14 protein-coding genes are annotated in these 17,492 nt (G+C 66.9%); 4 read left to right on the forward strand and 10 right to left on the reverse strand.

The features are described from left to right. Positions 1–65: 65 nt before the first annotated feature. Positions 66–1,709, reverse strand: a complete 1,644-nt coding sequence (locus NRG23_RS18375; RefSeq protein WP_257371573.1) for a glycosyltransferase family 39 protein — start codon at positions 1,707–1,709, stop codon at positions 66–68. A 221-nt stretch (positions 1,710–1,930) separates the two neighbouring features. On the opposite strand from NRG23_RS18375, the gene NRG23_RS18380 reads away from it, so the two are divergent. Then, entirely contained in the window at positions 1,931–2,518 is a 588-nt protein-coding gene (locus NRG23_RS18380) for a phage tail protein (RefSeq protein ID WP_009046343.1), read from the forward strand. 53 nt (positions 2,519–2,571) lie between these two features. Next, positions 2,572–2,883 (forward strand): hypothetical protein, encoded by a 312-nt coding sequence (locus NRG23_RS18385; RefSeq protein WP_257371575.1) that lies wholly within the window; start codon positions 2,572–2,574, stop codon positions 2,881–2,883. A 60-nt stretch (positions 2,884–2,943) separates the two neighbouring features. On the opposite strand, the gene NRG23_RS18390 is transcribed toward NRG23_RS18385, so the two are convergent. Genes NRG23_RS18390 through NRG23_RS18405 form a run of 4 tightly spaced genes read right to left on the reverse strand, consistent with a single transcriptional unit; the run spans position 2,944 to position 7,675 of the window. Beyond that, positions 2,944–3,447: a GNAT family N-acetyltransferase gene (locus NRG23_RS18390; protein ID WP_009046341.1), complete on the reverse strand. Its 504-nt coding sequence runs from the start codon at positions 3,445–3,447 to the stop codon at positions 2,944–2,946. Between the two features lie 27 nt (positions 3,448–3,474). Further along, a complete protein-coding gene (locus NRG23_RS18395; protein ID WP_124344782.1) occupies positions 3,475–5,571 on the reverse strand; it encodes a biotin/lipoyl-binding protein in 2,097 nt (698 codons plus the stop codon). After that, on the reverse strand, positions 5,571–6,890 hold the full coding sequence (locus tag NRG23_RS18400) for an efflux RND transporter periplasmic adaptor subunit (RefSeq protein ID WP_053267971.1): 1,320 nt from the start codon (positions 6,888–6,890) through the stop codon (positions 5,571–5,573). The genes NRG23_RS18395 and NRG23_RS18400 overlap by 1 nt, the downstream gene beginning before the upstream one ends. Continuing rightward, positions 6,887–7,675, reverse strand: a complete 789-nt coding sequence (locus NRG23_RS18405; RefSeq protein WP_009046338.1) for an efflux RND transporter periplasmic adaptor subunit — start codon at positions 7,673–7,675, stop codon at positions 6,887–6,889. The genes NRG23_RS18400 and NRG23_RS18405 overlap by 4 nt, the downstream gene beginning before the upstream one ends. Positions 7,676–7,916: 241 nt before the next feature. Between NRG23_RS18405 and NRG23_RS18410 the strand changes: the two genes are divergently transcribed. Together NRG23_RS18410 and NRG23_RS18415 are read left to right on the forward strand one after the other, a co-directional pair. Beyond that, positions 7,917–10,088, forward strand: coding sequence for an outer membrane assembly lipoprotein YfiO (locus NRG23_RS18410; protein ID WP_257371578.1), 2,172 nt, complete (start codon positions 7,917–7,919; stop codon positions 10,086–10,088). 2 nt (positions 10,089–10,090) lie between these two features. Next, positions 10,091–10,810: a DUF3142 domain-containing protein gene (locus NRG23_RS18415; RefSeq protein WP_101281614.1), complete on the forward strand. Its 720-nt coding sequence runs from the start codon at positions 10,091–10,093 to the stop codon at positions 10,808–10,810. Here NRG23_RS18415 and NRG23_RS18420 read toward each other — a convergent pair. The 5 genes from NRG23_RS18420 to NRG23_RS18440 all read right to left on the reverse strand — a co-directional run bounded on the left by NRG23_RS18420 (position 10,773) and on the right by NRG23_RS18440 (position 17,476). After that, positions 10,773–12,242, reverse strand: coding sequence for an efflux transporter outer membrane subunit (locus NRG23_RS18420; RefSeq protein WP_124339426.1), 1,470 nt, complete (start codon positions 12,240–12,242; stop codon positions 10,773–10,775). The two genes, NRG23_RS18415 and NRG23_RS18420, sit on opposite strands and share 38 nt — an antisense overlap. After that, a complete protein-coding gene (locus NRG23_RS18425; RefSeq protein WP_009046334.1) occupies positions 12,239–13,297 on the reverse strand; it encodes an HlyD family secretion protein in 1,059 nt (352 codons plus the stop codon). The genes NRG23_RS18420 and NRG23_RS18425 overlap by 4 nt, the downstream gene beginning before the upstream one ends. Positions 13,298–13,322: 25 nt before the next feature. After that, a complete protein-coding gene (locus NRG23_RS18430) occupies positions 13,323–14,867 on the reverse strand; it encodes an MFS transporter (protein ID WP_257371583.1) in 1,545 nt (514 codons plus the stop codon). A 401-nt stretch (positions 14,868–15,268) separates the two neighbouring features. Further along, positions 15,269–16,186 (reverse strand): LysR family transcriptional regulator, encoded by a 918-nt coding sequence (locus NRG23_RS18435; protein WP_038583194.1) that lies wholly within the window; start codon positions 16,184–16,186, stop codon positions 15,269–15,271. Positions 16,187–16,609: 423 nt separating this feature from the next. Then, a complete protein-coding gene (locus NRG23_RS18440) occupies positions 16,610–17,476 on the reverse strand; it encodes an ABC transporter permease (protein WP_025808568.1) in 867 nt (288 codons plus the stop codon). Between the last annotated feature and the right edge of the window lie 16 nt (positions 17,477–17,492).

Below are 17,492 nucleotides of genomic sequence, written 5' to 3' on the forward strand. Positions count from 1 at the left end.
ATCCTGCCTTTCGTCACCCGCCTGTTCACAGGCCGATTTTTTTTGCGAAAAACCGCCCAAGGCGTCTATCCAGCAGGTTTCCCTGGCTGGCTACACAGCGCTTTCGCCGACGCCTGGCCCTGCACAGTGCCGCACATCAGCAACAACCGGGCCGTGACCCCGCCAGCAGTGAATTCGCCGGCCTTTCGCCATTGCCCCGGCAGCGGGGCGAACTCATCGGGTTGCTCGGCCGTGCCGATCAACCAGACGCGACCACTGCCCACCGGCAACGCCGACAGCCGGTCGAGGTAAACCCTGTCGGCCTGCTGGTCGATCAGGGTGCCGAAGCCGTAGGCATTGGGTCGGGTCGAGACCCCGGCGGACGTGGGCGGGGTGTAGAGCAGTGGCTGGGCATCGGTACGGTTGTAGTAGACGTAGCTCAGGTACCACAGCAGATCGCTGGTGACGATCCGGTCGCCGGCCACGTAGCGCTGGTTCACGTAGTCCACCAGCACGCTGATCTGATCGTTGCTATCCACCGTGGCGTTGTTGTTCAGGCCGACCACCTCGGCCCCGCCGAACAGCAACAGGATCGCCAGCGCCAGCACGCGGGCCTGCGCCAGCAGTTGGTCGACCGCAATCGCAAAAATCAGCGGCAAGCCCAGGGCATAGGCCGTCAGGTAGCGCTCGATGAACACCGGCGAAACGAACGACACCGCAAACACCAGCAACAGCGGCAGCGCGGTGTAGATCACCAGCAACCAGTGCCAGCGCCAGGGCGAGCGGTCACGCCAGGCGAGCATTCCGGCGACGCCCAGCACCAGCAGCGGCAGGCCTGCGAACAGCAGCGGGGAACGGGTTTCGCCATCGTCCTGGGTCAGCAGTTGCCAGACCATCGAGGGCAGCGAGGAAAAGTCCACCGACGGCTCCCAACCCACGTCGCCGCTGGCTTTCAGCTGGTCGATATGTTGCAGCAGGTCCACCAGCCCCGGCAGCCAGGGGGCGAACAGCATGACGATGGCAGCGTTGGCCAGCCACCAGGCCGGCCGGTTGATCGCCCGGCTCGGCGGCGTTGCGTGCAGGCGCAGCAGCAACAGGTACGACCAGTGGGCAAGCACGCAGAGCGCGGTGAAATAGTGGGTGTAGAACGCCGCGCTCATCAGCAGCGTGTAATACACCAGGTAGCGTTGACGCCGGGGCTGCCTGACCCAGTACACCAGGGCGATGGTGGCGCCGAGCAGCCACACCCCCAACAACGCATACATGCGCACTTCCTGGCTGTAGCGCACGGCGGTGGGCAGCAGGGCCAGCAGGAAGCCGGCGAGGATCGCCGCGCGACGGCTGGCGATCTGCGCCACCAGCCACACCCCCAGGCCGACACAGACGATCCCCGGCCAGGCGCTGAAACTGCGAATGGCAAAGATGCCGTCGCCAAACAGCGCGATCCAGCCACGCAGCAGCATGAAGTACAGCGGTGGATGCACGTCATGGGCGGCGCGCACCCAGAGCTCGCTCAGGCCGTAGCGGCTGAGCAACAGGCTGGAGCCTTCATCGCCCCAGATGGCCGCGGCGGTCAGGTCGTAGAAGCGGGTGGCCGCCGCCAGCAGCAGGATCGGCGGCAGCCAGTACGCCCGCAGCAGCGCGATCAGACGCTGCGTGTCACGCGTCAGCCGAAGGGCGATGCCCGGCTCGGCCGTACCCAGCAATTGCGGCTCTCTGCGAAACGCCATGAATTACCCCTGCACCCGCGTTTTACCAGCACAGCATCGCTGTTTATCCGGCCAGACATAAGGCGCCCCATCACCCCGGGCGACTGGCGGAACAGCGTCTACGCTAACCACTGCTGTCAACGAGCCCGCTTGGCGTTCTGACCGTATCGGTCAAGCTGTCAGGCCAGACACCAGGGATCGGCTCAGGGAGTTCCACTGATTAACCTGAAGGATGAAAAACTATGGAAGTGTTCATGGGCACCATTCAAGCTTTTTCCTTTAACTTCCCTCCCAACGGCTGGGCCTCGTGTTACGGCCAGACCCTGGGGATCTCGCAGTACCAGGCGCTGTTTTCGCTGCTGGGCACCTACTACGGCGGCAACGGCACCACCAACTTCCAGTTGCCGAACCTGCAAGGGCGCCTGCCCATCGGCCAGGGCAACGGGCTGGGCCTGACGCCCCGGGTGATCGGCGAAGTTTCCGGCACCGAAAACGTCACCCCCACCCTCAACAACCTGCCTGCCCACACCCATACCCTCGCCGGCCTGAACGCCGCCACCACGCTGCAACTGGCCAACCCCGCCAGCAACCCGGCCAGTACCCCCACGGCCACCAACTCGTTCATCGGCACCTCCGGCGGCGGGCCGGGCACCGCCACCATCTACTCCGACAAGCAAGGCACCACGCCCGTGCCGCTCCAGGGGGTCAACACCACGATCACCGGCACCATCTCGCCCGCCGGCAACGGGTTGCCGCTGCCGGTGATGAATCCGTTCCTGGTGATCAACTTCAGCGTGGCCCTGAACGGCCTGTTCCCATCGCGCAATTGACGTTCGCGCCGGGGGACATTCCCCCGGCCCTTTTTCCAGCCAGGAGTGGCGCCATGCTGCATCTGCTGCAAAGTGAGCATTTCCAGCCCTTGCTGGGGCAAACCTGCAATCTGTTGCTACCGGACGGCAGCGTCTTGCTGGTCCATATCGAGTCCATCAAGGACACCCCCCAGGCCCGCATGCCGAACAGTGCGCGCATGCCCTTCTGCGTCGAGCTCAACAGCCTGGAGCCGACAGAGTTCGTCGACGGCCTGTGCGACCTGGAACTGCCCGGCGTCGGCCATCTGCAAGACATGTTCGTGTCGCGGGTGCCTGCCCTGGGCCGCGATCCGATGCTGGGCTATTTCTATATCGCCTTCAACTGAACCGGGCGTGCCTGGCGGCATTGCCCCAGGCACTGGCTCGAATCCGCCGGGTTGCGCCGCTCAGCCGCGCGGGCCGGGATACCACACCAGCCGCTCGGCCGCCGGGTTGGCTTCCTCGACCTGAAACCCCAGCGCCAGGTAATGCCGGCGCGCATGGGGGTTGCTGGCCCAGACCACCGTGGCCACCGGGCAGCGCACCTGTTCGGCGGCCTTCTGCACGCCCCGCAGCACGGTGCGCCCGTAGCCGCGACCGCGGGCGGCCGGAATGAACGCCAGGTACAGCACGCGGATTTCATTGGGGCCGAAATCGGTGGTCAAGGCACCGATGGCGCTGCCGAGTTTTTCGATCACGTAGTGCATGGCGCCGGGGAAGTTCTCCCCCGCGCCCTGCTCCTGGACCTGGAACTGCTGGGCGATCACCTGCTCGATCTGCTCCTGCTCGCCATCGATCCATTGCAGATCGCTGCGCGCCGAACGGTAAAGACTTTGCAGGAACGGTCCGTCAGTGGGCCGCGACGGACGTACCACCAGGCCATCGGACATGGCTGAATCCTTATGCAACATATGCGTTCTCCCTGAACATTCCTTGTCTCAGAACCCGCTTTCCCTCACGCCGAGCGCCGCCAGGCGCCGCCAGGCCGTGCCCAGCAGCGACTCGCCACGCCCCTGCAACACCACCACGCCGCGCAATGGCTGGCTCGGGGTGACGCTGGCGTCGAGCACCTTGAGCCGCGCGCCGTACTGCGCCTGGACCGGTTCGGCGCGGCGGTTTTCATCGCGGCGCACGGCAATCGGCCCATGGTGATCGGAAGTCAGTGCCTCCTGGTCGATATAAGCCACGCCGTTGGTGTCGACTTCGGTCAGTTGCACCTCGAGCGCCGGGTGCATCGGGTCGTCGGCGATAAAGCGCCCCGTGGCCCCCGGCGCGACGCGCCACAGGTCGGCCTCGGCAAGGAAGCCGCGCAAGCGCGCCCCCGGCTCGACCACCCGGGCCAGCGGATCCTTGGGCGATACCCAGCGGCCCACCTGCAGTTGCGGCAGCAGGTCGCGCAACTGGCCGCCTTCGGGCGCGCGCAGCAGCAGGCGCTCGCGTTGCGCCGACAGGCCGCGGTACTCGGCCACGGCCTCAGCCAGTTGCTGCTCGACAACCCCGGCGTCGGCCGCGGTCTCGCTGCGCCCGGCACGGCGGCGCATCTGCAGTTGCTGGATCTCGATTTCCCGCCGCGCGATGGCCTGGCGCGACGCCAGGTCCGGGGACTCGAGTTCCACCAGCACCTGGCCCTTGCTCACCGCCTGGCCGTCGCTGACATTGAGCTGCCGGACCCGCGCCGCCACCGGCGCATGCAAGGCGCTGGCGCGTCCGGCCTCGAGCATCGCCGGCACCTCCACCGAGCTGCGCCAGGGCACCGCCACCAGCAACAGCGCCGCCACCAGCCCCAGGCTGCTGAGCAATACTCGCGGCGCATCGGCCTGTTCGCGGCGTGTCCACCATTCGCGCCACTCGCGCACGATGGGCAAAAAGATGAACCACACCAACTCGACCAGCATCAGGAAGATGCCCAGCAGCTTGAAAAACAGGTGGTACACCGCCAGCGCAATCCCGAAAAACAGCACCGCGCGCCACAGCCACGAGCCATAACCCCACCACAGCAGGCGCCGCTGCATGGCCGGCGACCAGGGCTCCGGTGCGGGCTGCCGGTAGCCGAACAAAGCCTCGCGCAGGCGCCAGCGACAGAGGGCGAAGGCCCGCCCCTGGAGGTTGTCCACCTCCCAGAAATCGCTGAGCAGAAAATAGCCATCGAAACGCATGAAGGGGTTCAGGTTGATCACCAGGGTGGTGATCCAGGTCGCGCTGGCGAGCATGAAGGCCGCGGTGCGTGCCGGGCCGTCCGGCAGCAGTGACCAGGCCAGCAGGGCGATGCTGGCCAGCAGCAGCTCGGCCAGCACGCCGCCGGCGCCGATCAGCAAGCGCGCGCGACGATCGTTGACTCGCCAGGCATCGCTGACGTCGGTGTAGAACATCGGCAGCAGCACCATGAACGCCACCCCCATGCTCTGCACCCGGCAGCCGGCACGCTTGGCCATGAAGGCGTGGCCGAACTCATGGCACAGCTTGGCGAAAAACAGCGCCACGCCGAACGCCAGGGCACCACCGAGGCTGAACAGGTGGGGGAAGGTCGCCAGGAAGCGCTGCCAGTCCCGCGATACCAGGAACACGCCCAGCCCCAGGGTCAGCGGCAAGCCGTAGCGCAACAGCCCCGGCCCGAACCGCGCCAGCCACGGCCAGGCACGATTGAGAAAGGCGTCCGGGCGCCACAGCGGGATACGAAAGAACAGGTATTGGTGCAGCAGCACCTGCCAGAGGCTCTGGTGCTGGGCGGCGGCCTTGAGGTCATAGCTGGCGCGCTGTTGCGGATCGAGGGCGGTGATCAGGTCGTGACTGCGCAAAAAGCCCAGCAATTCATCCAGTTCCGCGCCGCCCAGGGGCAGCCCCGGCTCACGATTGGCGGCGCGCAGCACCTGCCCGGCGTCCCCCAGGGACCAGTGCCTGAGCAAACGCATCGCCGCCGCGCCGAGCTTGAAATAACGACCGCGCACCGGGTCGGCCAGGGTCCAGCGCGGCGAACCGTCCAGCGCCGGCGCCGCTGCCGACAGCTGCAAGTCCGCGCGCAGACCCGGCAGGTCCATTACAACCCCACGCTCTGCCGCAGACCGGCCAGGGGCCGACGCAGCAGGTACAGCGCCAGCGGCGCGCGCTCGCCAAAGAGCTTGGCCGTGCCGCGCAGGCCAATCCGCGGTGGCGCCTCGCGAAAACGCGCATCGAGGCGGTAAGCCAGTTGCCCGCCCGGCGTCGGCTGCGCCTCGTAGGCCGCCCGTTCGAGGCTGGCCAGATGGCGCTGCAACGGGTCGCTGTCGAGAAACAGCGCCACCTGCGCGCCGGGCTCCAGGGCAATGGCGTCGCCCACGGCCAGTTCGATGCGTAATTCGGCCTGGCTCGGGTCGGCAATTTCCATCAGCCGCTCGCCGGTCTGCACCGGTTTGCCGGTCCAGCGCTCGGCGTCGGCGAACACCGCGATGCCGTCGCGTTCGGCGCGCACTTCGCTGCGCTTGAGCAACTCGCGGGCGTAATCGCGTTCGGCGCGTTTCTGTTCGACCCGCGCCGCCAGCAGGTCGATCTTCGAGCTGGATTCGGCATCGGCAAAGGCCCGCTGGGAATTGGCCTTCAATTCCGCCTCGGCCACGCCCAAGGCGCGGGCGGCGACATCGGCCTGGGCGTTGAGGGTGGTGTTTTCGAAACGCAGCAGCAGGTCGCCGGTTTTCACCGTCTGGTTGGGCTTGACCAGGAACTCGGCGATCACCCCGTCCAGCGGCGCCGCCACCACACGCCCGCCCAACGGCACCACTTCGGCCGGCGCCAGCACCGATTGCCGGACCGGAATCAGCAGGCCCAGCAACACCACCGCCAGCAGCGCCAGCCGACGCTTGCGATTCCAGCGCAGGCGCCACGGTTTGCGCGGCTGCAGCGCCAGCCAGGCGTGGCTGTAGGTGTCCCCCAGTTGCGCCAGCAACACCTGTTCGGAAGGGTTCCACGGCGTGTCGCGGGCCAGCCACAGGCCGCCAAAGACTGCGCCCTGGCGATCGATCAGCGGCAACCAGAACACCTCGGCCGCCGACAGGCTCTGCCAGTCGGCCCGCACCGGGGCACTCAATTGCTCGGCCGCGATCACCCGCGCCTGCTGCACGAGTTCGAGCTTGAACAGCTGGGTCACCGCCTGTTCGACGAAGGCCACGAAGGGCGCATTCGGGTCGAGCGCGCTGACGCCGGTCACCGCGCGGACCTTGCCGGCGATCACCAGCGCTGCGTGGCGAAAGCCGAACAGCGCCTGGCCGTCGTTGACCAGGCTGTAGGCCAGTTGCTCGACGGTACGCGCGGCACGGGTCTGACGCTCCAGGTCAAGGAACCGAGCGAAGACCTGCTCGGCGGCGCCCGCTACCGGTGCGTTCATTTGAGCTCCGCGAACCGCGCCGTGCCGCTCATGCCCGCCAACAGGCCCTCGGCGTTGGGCACGGCCGCCACCAGCAGCAGCGTCTGGCTGCCCTCGTCGATCCGCGCGCCGAGGCGCTTGACCGTAGCAGCCAGCGGCTTGCCGGTTTCATCGGGGACGAAGCTGAAGGTCTGCCCGGCCTTGAGCTTGCCCATCCAGCTCGACGGCACCAGCAGGTGGATTTCCAGGGAACGGTTGTCGACGATTTCCAGCAAGGGCGAGCCGGCCGTCACGCTTTCGTAGCGTTGCACCTTGCGTTCCACCACCTGCCCGTCGAACGGTGCGACCACGCTGCAACGCTTGACCTGCACCTGATAGACCTGGGATTGCGCCTGGGTCTCGGAGACCTTGGCCGCGGCCCGCGCCACTTCGAAGCGGCCGACCGAGTTGAGCGAAGCCAGTTGGCGGTTGTGCGCCAGCTCTTCGTTGGCGCCGCGGCTGGCGGCCTGAGCGGCATTGAGCTGGGCCTGGTAGGCCGAGCAATCGAAGCGGGCCAGCACATCGCCTTTCTTGAAGGACTCGCCTTCGCTGTAGGGCAACTCGACGATGCGCCCGGACAGTTCGCCGGCCAATACCGCCTGATCCTTGGCCCGCAGCACGCCTCGCGCTTCGCTGCCGCTCGCCACGGCGGCGCCGGCAGCACTGTCATTGAGCAGTGGATCGTCTGGTGCAGGTGTTTGCGCCTGGGCCACGCACACCAGGCAGGTCAATCCGAATCCCAATCCCAATCCATGAAATCGCCGCATAACCGTAACTCCCTGACGGATGGGCGGAGTCTAAGACAGCAAGCACAAGCGTCAAGCAAATGGCCACTATCTTTATCGATCCCGACAACGGCATCGAATGCCCGCCTGACAGCATAGATGCCTTGTCCGGCGCGGCGTATATCGGGTCGTGTGGGTATTTTAGATGCCCGCGAATGCCTTCTGTATGATTTGCGCCACACTTGGACCTTCGGCTCCCATAGTTTCGGATTAAGGACAATTCATGCGTATCGGTCTTTTGTCGTCTTTGACACTGGCGCTCGGCGCCCTCCTCTGCAATCAGGCCCAGGCCAGCTCCGACGATTCCTGTTACCCGCGCTGGACCCTGCTCAAAAAAAACCTCGAAGGCTGCAGCAGCCTGCCGTTTCTCAACCCGGGCAACGACAGCCGGGTGAACCTGCGCCTGTTGCTGGCCGACAGCGGTGCCTTGCCCCTGGCGCCGAAAGCGCTGGACGCCGACGACCTGGCCGAAGGGTATGGGCCGGTGCCGTTTTCGGTGTCTCGCCTGAACCCGGCGCCCGGCCCCGAAGCGGCGGATGCACCGGCAGCCAGCGCCGACACTGACCTCAACGGCCGCCTGGAAGCCTTGCAGGTGGTGCGCGAAGCGCCTCAGGCGGCCGGCGATGCGTTTCTGTCCGGCGAAGGCAGCCGCTGCCGCAGCAACTCGGACGCCAGCGCCCAGGTGTTTGTCGACCAACTGATTGCTGCCGACCTGCCAGACAGCGAGCGCCAGGCGCTGGCGCAAAGCCGGGTCAAGCTGCTCGCCGCCTGCAGCTGGGAAAGCCCACAACTGGCCAGCCTGTTGCCAACCAATCTGCAGACCCCGCTGGGCAAGGGTTTCGCCACTTATCTACAGGCCGCCGGCGACTTCTACAGTGGCCGCTTCAGCGAGGCCGGCGCGGCTTTCGCCACGCTCAAGGACAGCCCGAATACCTGGCTGAAAGAAACCGCGCTGTACATGAACGCCCGCACGGCCCTCAACAGCGCCCAGCAAAACGCTTTCGACGAATACGGCATGCCCGCGCTCGAGCATGTGGATAAGTCCACGCTGCAACAGGCCGAAGCCGGCTTCGACAGCTACCTGCAAACTTATCCACAGGGCGCCTACTCCGCTTCGGCCAAGGGCCTGCTGCGCCGGGTGCACTGGCTGGACGGCAATCCGGACAAGCTGGCCGCCGACTACGCCTGGCAAATGACCCAGGCCAAGGACGAGCAGCGCAACCTGTCGCTGAACGATCTGGTGGAAGAAGTCGACACCAAGCTGCTGATGGTCAACCGCAACCCGGTCAGCACCCCGCTGTTGCTGGCGGTCAACGACCTGATGTGGATGCGCGAGCACGCCGAAGGCCGGCTGACCCGCGAGGCCTTGCAGCAACAGAAGGCGGTCTTCGCCGCACAACCGGCGTTGCACGACTACCTGCTGGCGGCCTTCGCCCTGTATGTCGACAACAACCCGGACGCCGCGCTGAAACTGCTGCCCGGCGAGCTGCCCGCCAACCTCGACTACCTCTCCTTCAGCCAGCAGACCCTGCGCGGCCTGGCCCTGGAAGCGCAGAACGACGGCCCGGGCGCCCAGGCCCTGTGGCTGCAACTGCTGCCCCTGGCCAAGCAACCGCTGCAACGGGAACAGCTGGAGCTGGCCCTGGCGATGAACTACGAACGCAACCAGCAACTGACCAAGGTGTTCGCCGCCGACTCGCCGATCAAAAGCCCGCAGGTGCGTTTCACCCTGCTGCGCAACGTGGCCGATGCCGCGTTGCTGCGCCAACAGATCAGCCAGGCCGCCGACCCGGTAGAGCGCAACACCGCGCAGTTCGTGCTGCTCTACAAGGACCTGCTGCGCAGCCAGTACGCGGCCTTCGCCAGCGACCTCAAGCAACTGCCGGCCAGCGCCCCTGAAGACAAGCTCGGCTACAGCCTGGGTTACGTCTACAGCGACGGCCAGTCGCTCAAGCTGTTCCAGTGGAGCGGCGACAAGGCCGAGTCCGGCTACACCTGCCCGAGCATCGCGCAAACCGCGGCGGCCCTGGAGACGGATGGGAAAAACCCGCAAGGCCTGAACTGCTTCGGTGAGTTCATCCTGCGCAACGGCCTGGACGGCATGCCGCTGGACAGCCAGCCCGACAAGCAATCCCTGGGCGGTACGGAATCGGCCTTCAAGGGCGAGCTGTTCTCCCGCCTCGACGGCTACAAACAGGTGATCGCCAACAGCAAGGCGCCGCGCGACGACCGCGCCTACGCCCTGTACCGCGCCATCAACTGCTACGCGCCCTCGGGCTACAACAGCTGTGGCGGCAAGGACGTCGAACCGGCAGTACGCAAGGCCTGGTTCCGCCAGCTCAAAGGCACCTTCGCCGACACCCAGTGGGGCAAGTCGCTGCAGTACTACTGGTAAGCATGAGCGGTTTCTGGAAATGCCTGCTGCCGGTCTGGCTGTTGCTGACCGGCAGTGCCCAGGCAGCGGTCGACGCCCGCGACCACCAGGCCTTCTGGCTGTGGAGCGGCGTCGCTCCGCAGCCGGTGCTGAACCAGGCCAAGACCCTGTACATCCTGCAAGGGCAGATCAGCCGCTCGCGTCGCGACCCGAGCGGCAACGTGCACTTCATCGCCCAGGGCATGGCCATTCCGCGCCTGCGCCAGGGCGAGGTCTGGGTGGTCTACCGTGCGCACACCCTGCACTGGCCGGAGCCGGTCTACCGCCAGCTGCTGGGCCAGGTGCAGCGCTGGCAGCAGGCCGGCAACCCGGTGGTCGGCATCCAGATCGATTTCGACGCCCGCACCCGCTACCTCGACGAATACACCAGCTTCCTGCGCGACCTGCGCCAGCGCCTGCCCGCGCAGTACCGCCTGAGCATCACCGGCCTGATGGACTGGAGCAGCAACGCCAACCCCGAGGCCATCGCCGGCCTCAAGGGCATCATCGACGAAGTGGTGGTGCAAACCTACCAGGGCCGCCACAGCATTCCCAACTACGCCGCCTACCTGCCCCGCCTCGACCGCATGGGCCTGCCATTCAAGGTGGGCCTGATCCAGGGCGGCGAATGGCAGGAACCGGACTACCTGAAAGACAGCCCGTGGTTCAGGGGGTATGTGGTGTTTTTGCAGAATCCGCGCTAGCCAACGGATACACCGACTCCCAGCCACCACCCAGCGCCTTGTACAGGCCGACCATGGCCAGGGAAACGCCGGTCGAGCTTTCCACCAGTTGTTCCTGGGTGGCGAGCAGGGCGCCCTGGACGGTGAGGACGTTGACGAAGTCCACCACGCCTTCGACGTATTGCTGTTGCGCGGTGCGCAGGGCGATCTGGTTCTGCCGTACCGCTTCGGCGAGGCTGTCGCGGCGCAGCTGGCTGCTGTTGTAGCGGGTCAGCTGGTCGTCGATTTCATGCCAGGCGCGCAGCACGGTCTGCTGGTAGGCGACGGCCGCTTCCTGCTGCTGGGCTTCGCGCAAGTGCAGCATGCCGCGCAGGCGGCCGCCATCGAACAGCGGCAGGCTGAACTGCGGGCCGATACCGAACTGGCGCGAGCCCCAGGAGCCGAAGTCCGACAGCTGCATGGCCTGGGAGCCGAAGTTGCCCGACAGGGTGATGCGCGGATAAAAGTCGCCCTTGGCCACGCCGATGCTGGCGGTGGCGGCATGCAGGCGGGCTTCGGCCTGGCGGATATCCGGGCGGCGTTCGGCCAGTTGCGACGGCAGACCGATGGCGACCTGGCTCGGGGTTTGCGGCACCGGCGCATCCGCCGCCAGTTCCGCGTGCAGGGCCTGGGGCGGCTCGCCCATCAGCAGGCTCAGGGCATTGATCAGTTGCGCCTGGCGCTGCTGCAAGGCCGGCAGTTGCGACTCGATGGTCGCCACCTGCGCGGCGGCTTCGGCGACGTCCAGGTCGGTGGCCACGCCGTCGGCCAGGCGCAGTTGCGAGAGCTTGAGGCTGTGGCGGGCGACGTCGAGGTTCTGCTCGGTCACCGCGCGGGTGCTCTGCACGCCGCGCAGCTGGATGTAGTCCTGGGCGGTCTCGGCCAGCACCGACAGCAGCACCCCGCGCCGATCGTTTTCCGCGACTTCCAGGGTCGCGTCGGCGGCCTCGGTTTCGCGCCGCACGCGGCCCCAGAAGTCCAGCTCCCAGGACGCCGAGAAGCCGGCGTCCCACAGGTTGAAGGCGGACTTGCCTTCGTGGCCCGACGGGTCGTTCAGGCCTTCGCCGCTGTTGCGTTTGCGCGCGTAGCCGCCGCTGGCGCTGCTGGTCGGATAACGCTCGGCGGTGATCACCTGGCGCGCCGCGCGGCTCTGTTGCAGGCGGCTGGTGGCCAGTTGCAGATCGAGGTTGTCGGTCAGCACGCGCCGGCTCAGGGCCGACAGCTGCGGATCGTTGAAGACATCCCACCAACGCTCGTCCAGGGGGCTGGTCACCACCTGGCTCGGCGCGGCCTTTTGCGGGCTGGCCCAGGCCTCGACCCGCGGCCCTGCTGGGCGCTGGAAGTCCGGGCCGACAGTGCAGGCGGCCAGGGACAACAGGCCCAGGGCAAATACCGGCTGGAGCAGACGACTCATCGCTTCGCCACCTCACGCACGGAACTGGCCTTGCCCAGGGTATCGACGCTCGCTTCCACCGACATCCCGACCCGCAGGCGCTCGGCCATGGGCTGGCCGGGTTCCAGCAGGATCTTCACCGGAATGCGCTGCACCACCTTGGTGAAGTTGCCGGTGGCGTTGTCCGGCTTGACCGCGGCGAAGGTCACCCCGGTGGCCGGCGCCAGGCTCTCGACCCGGCCGCGCAGGGTTTCGCCGTCCAGGCTGTCGACCCGCACCGCGACCGGCTGCCCGGGGTGCATGCGGGCCAGCTGGGTTTCCTGGAAGTTGGCCACCACATAGGCCTGCTCCAGCGGCACCACGGCGAGGATCTTGCTGCCCGGCGTGACATAGGCGCCGACCCGCACCGCGCGCTCGCCGACCATGCCGTCCACCGGCGCGACGATGCGCGTGTAGGACAGCTCGTAGCTGGCCATTTCCAGGGCCGCCTGGGCGCGCTTCAGCCCGCCCTCGGCCGCGTCGCGCTGGGCGGTGAGGATCTCCACCTGTTTGCGTTCCGCCGCCAGCGCCGCGGTGGCCGTGGCCAGCCGCGCGCTGGCCTGGTCGATGCGGGTCCTGGCCTGCTGGGCATTCTGCACCGTGCCGGCGCCGACCCCGGCCAGGTGGTTGTAGCGGTTCAGTTCATGCTCGGCGAAGGCCATTTCCGCCCGCGCGGCCACCACCGAGGCCTGGGCCTGGGCGATCACCGAGCTTTGCCGGTCGAGGGTGGCGCGGGCGTTCTGCAGTTGCGCCTTGGCCACCAGGGTTTCGGCGTCCGCCGCCTGTGCTGCGGCACGCAGGTCGCGATCGTCGATCAGCGCCAGCAACTGGCCGGCCTTGACCCGCTGGTTGTCTTCCACCAGCACTTCCTTGATGAAACCCGCCACGCGCGGGGCCACCAGGGTGTAGTCGGCGCTCACGAAGGCGTCGTTGGTGGTCTGCTCGGTGGCCTTGCCGGTGACCAGATACACCAGCACGCCCAGGACCGCGACCGCCGCCACGCTGACGGCGATTTTGTGTTTGATGTGGATCGTCATAAAAACCTTCTGTCTCAGTGAACGTTCAAGTCGGCGCACGTGGCGGATAGATCCGCGTCGGCAGCCAGAAAATCAGCAGGATCAGGGCCGCCGCCACGCCAGCCATGACGTAGTAGAGGTCGGCGGAGGTCAGCACCACGGCCTGGCGGTGCAGGCGCTGGGCGAGGTTGCTGGCGTCGATGGCGCTCAGCGGCGAGTTGCCGAGGCTGTCCACCAGCATGGTCGAGTGAAAGTGCAGGCGGTGGGTGGTCAGGGCATCCAGCACGCCGGTGGCGATCACCGCCGCCAGGCCCTTCACAGTGTTGAACCAGGCGGAAGCGAACGGCCCCTCGATCGGCTGGATACTGCCGGTGGAGAGCATCAGCAGCGGCAGCACCGCCATCGGCTGGCCGAAGATCTGCAGCAGTTGCAGCACGTAGAAATCGTCGCGGATCCACGCCGAGGTCAGTTGCGTGCCACCCAGGCACGACAGCACCAGCATCGTCAGGCCAATGCCCAGCACCCAGCGGCAATCGACCCAGCGCAGGTTGCACAGGGCCGCCACCAGCGGCAGCGCGATCAACTGCGGCAGGGCCATCACCAGCATCACCGGGGCGGTCTGCAACGGCCGGTAGCCCTGGACCTGGGCCAGGAAGCTGGACGGAATGATGATCACCGCGGTCAGCACCACCAGCACCCCGGCCAGGGTCAGCAGGGCGAACGACAGGTTGCGGATGCCGAGCATCTGCAACTTGAAGAACGGGATCGGCTGCGACCATTCGTTGATCAGGAACAGCACCAGCAACAACCCGCCGCCGCCCAGCAGCAGGCAGATCAGCGGCGAGCCGAACCAGTCCAGGCGGTTGCCCTGCAGGATGCCGATCACCAGCATGCAGATCGCCGGAAACCCCAGCAGCAGGCCGCGCCAGTTGAAGGCCTTGAGACGCTCCAGGCGCAGCGGGTCCTGGGGCAGGCCGTAGGCCACCGCGAGCATCGCCAGCAAGCACGGCGCCACCACCTGCCAGAACGCCCACTGCCAGCCGACGTATTCGGTCCACAGGGCGGCCAGCGGCGTGCCCAGGCTCGGGCCGAAGGTGGCGGTCAGGGCATAGCCGGCCAGGCCGTAGAGCTTGACGTTGGCCGGCAGGAACCGCAGGGCCACGGTCATCAGCATCGGCGGCAGCGCGCCGCCGGCCAGCCCCTGCACGGTGCGCAGCAGCAACAGGCTGTGGTAGTTCGGGGCGAACGGACAGAGCACGCCCAGCAGGGTGAACAGGGCGATGGCGCAGAGGGTGAAACGCCGCAGCGAGAAGGTCACCGAGCACCAGGGCGCGAAGGCCATAGCCGCCACCGACGTGGCGGTATAGCTGGCCACCAGCCAGGTGCCTTCGTCGTAGCCGATGGCCAGGGCGCCACGGATATCGGCCAGGGCGATCTTGGTCACCATCTCGTTGAGGCCCGACACCAGCACCGCCAGCAATACGCCGAGCAGGCCGATGATGATTCGCGGGCCGAAGACCGCGGGGCTGGCAGCTGCCGGTTTGCTGGCCCCTTCAACGGGTGCCGGCACAGCCACGGCGAGGGAACTCATGAAGGGAACGACTCCGATGGAAATACCGAAGCAGTTTAAAAAGCCCGACAGCTGACGAAAACTGACTTATCGACAGTTTATAAGTGCACCACGCGCAACGATTGGATGACATGTAGCCTCTGCCGAGCAACGCGAAGCTGCGATCGGCGGCGCAGCCGTCGCAAAACCAGGCGACCTGATCCAACCGGCCAATCGCGGGCGCTGCCAGGCGAGGACTAAGTCGGAATCTCGCCCACCTAGTTCGCAGCCTCGCGTTGCTCGGCAGCGGCTACAGGGGTTGTGGTGCTCTGTAACCCTGTAGGAGCGAGGCTTGCCCGCGATGAACGATAACGCGGTGCAGCAGGTTAACCGTGGCGTGCCTATCGCGGGCAAGCCTCGCTCCTACGGGATATTGGGTGTTTTCAGGGCTGGGCGGTGCGCCAGGTTTCGTTGCAGGAAGCGCGCAGGGTCTCGCGGAACCATTTGTGCGCCGGGTCCTTGTCGTAGCGCGGGTGCCAGGCCTGGGTCAGCACCAGGGTCGGCAGGGGAATCGGCAAGGCGAAGGAACGCAGGTGCAGGCCCAGGCGCGACACGCTGAGCAGGGTTTCCTTGGGCACCGGCAGGATCAGGTCGGAATCCGGCAGCATGAACATCGCGGCATGGAAGCTCGGCGCGATCAGCGGCACCCGGCGCTCCAGCCCCAGGTCGCCGAGCGCCGCGTCGATCGGCCCACGGGCGATGCCGCGCCGGGACATGCTGATGTGCGGGAAGGCGGCAAAACGCTCGGCGGTGATCTCCTCGTCGAGCAACGGATGATGCTCGCGCACCAGGCCGACAAAGGTGGTGGAAAACAGGTTCTGCACCTTCACTTCCGGGGTCAGCGGCCGGGTATTGCTGATGCGCAGGTCGATCCGTCCTTCGCGCAGGGCCTCGTCGTCGCCATCGCCTTCGGGGACGAAACGCAGTTCGCAATGGGGCGCCTGGCGCTCCAGGGTGTCGATCAGGCGGCCACCATAGACGCCGACGAAGAAGTCGTTGGCGCGCACGTTGAAGCGCCGGCGCAGGGTGCTGAGGTCGACCTGATCGCCGGAGCGGAACACCAGCGCCGCCTGCTCCACCAGGTCGCGCACCTGGCCGCGCAGTTCCAGGGCCTTGGGTGTGGGCACCAGGCCACGGCCGGCGCGCACCAGGATCGGGTCGCCCAGCGCCTCGCGGATCCGCGTGAGGGTCCGGCTCATGGCCGCCGGGCTGAGGTTCATGCGCCGCGCCGCGCCGACCACGCTGCCCTCGTCGAGCAGGGCGTCGAGGGCGACCAGAAGGTTCATGTCCGGGAGTTGCATGCTGAGCACTCGTGGCTGATCGGGAATGAGTCAGGCGCAATGCTAGCAGGGTCATTTCAGTCAGGGACACCACTCTGTAGCCGCTGCCGCAGGCTGCGATCGAGGACGAAGTCCTCGCCAGACCGGCGCATGCGGTGTGCCAGGCAGAATGAGCCGTCAGGTTTTGCGGCCCCTGCGGGGCCGATCGCAGCCTCGCGGGCTCGGCAGCGGCTACGGGATCGTGGAGGGCAATTCAACCATGGACACCGCTCTGTGTAGCCGCTGCCGCAGGCTGCGATCGAGGACGAAGTCCTCGCCAGACCGGCGCATTCGGTGTGCCAGGCAGAATGAGCCGTCAGGTTTTGCGGCCCCTGCGGGGCCGATCGCAGCCTCGCGGGCTCGGCAGCGGCTACGGGTGCTACGGGTGCTACGGGTGCTACGGGTTCAGCGTTGCATGCCCCAGCGTTTCACGGTGACTCGCTCCAGGGTGTCGAACACCAGGTTTTCCACCAGCAGGCCGATCAGGATCACCACCGCCAGGCCGGCGAAGACTTTGTCGGTGTACAGCTCGTTGCGGTTCTGGAAGATGTACCAGCCCAGGCCGCCCTTGCCGCTGGTGGCGCCGAACACCAGTTCGGCGGCGATCAGGGTGCGCCAGGCGAAGGCCCAGCCGATTTTCAGGCCGGCGAGGATCGACGGCAGCGCCGCCGGGATCAGGATGAACAGTACGAAGCGCATGCCCTTGAGCCCGTAGTTGCGCCCGGCCATGCGCAGGGTTTCGGAAACCCCGAGAAAGCCGGCGTAGGTGTTCAGGGCCAGGGCCCAGAGCACCGAATGCACCAGCACGAAGATCAGGCTGTTCTCCCCCAGGCCGAACCACAGCAGGGCCAGCGGCAGCAGGGCGATGGCCGGCAACGGGTTGAACATCGAGGTCAGGGTGCTCAGCAAGTCGCGGCCCACCTGGGTCGACACCGCCAGGGTGGTCAGGGCAAAGGCCAGGACGATGCCGATCAGGTAGCCCTTGAGCAGCACGACCAGGGAGATGCCGACCTTGCCCAGCAGCTCGCCGCTGAGCAGGCCGTCGTACAGCGCGCTGGCGGTCTGCAAAAAGCTCGGCAGCAGCAGGTCGTTGTTCTGGTAGCGGGCCACGGCCTCCCAGAGCAGCGCCAGCACGATCAGGATCAGGCTCTTGCGCAGCCAGCCTTGCTGCCACAGGCGCTGGCCCAGCGGCAATTCACGCTCCAGCGGCACCGCCAGCAAGGGTTCGAGGGCAACTTCGTATTCCTGGCGAACAGGTGATGAATGGCTCATCGGGCGTTCCTCTTAA

The organism is Pseudomonas sp. T8, from assembly GCF_024610635.1.
Lineage (GTDB): Bacteria > Pseudomonadota > Gammaproteobacteria > Pseudomonadales > Pseudomonadaceae > Aquipseudomonas > Aquipseudomonas chlororaphis_I.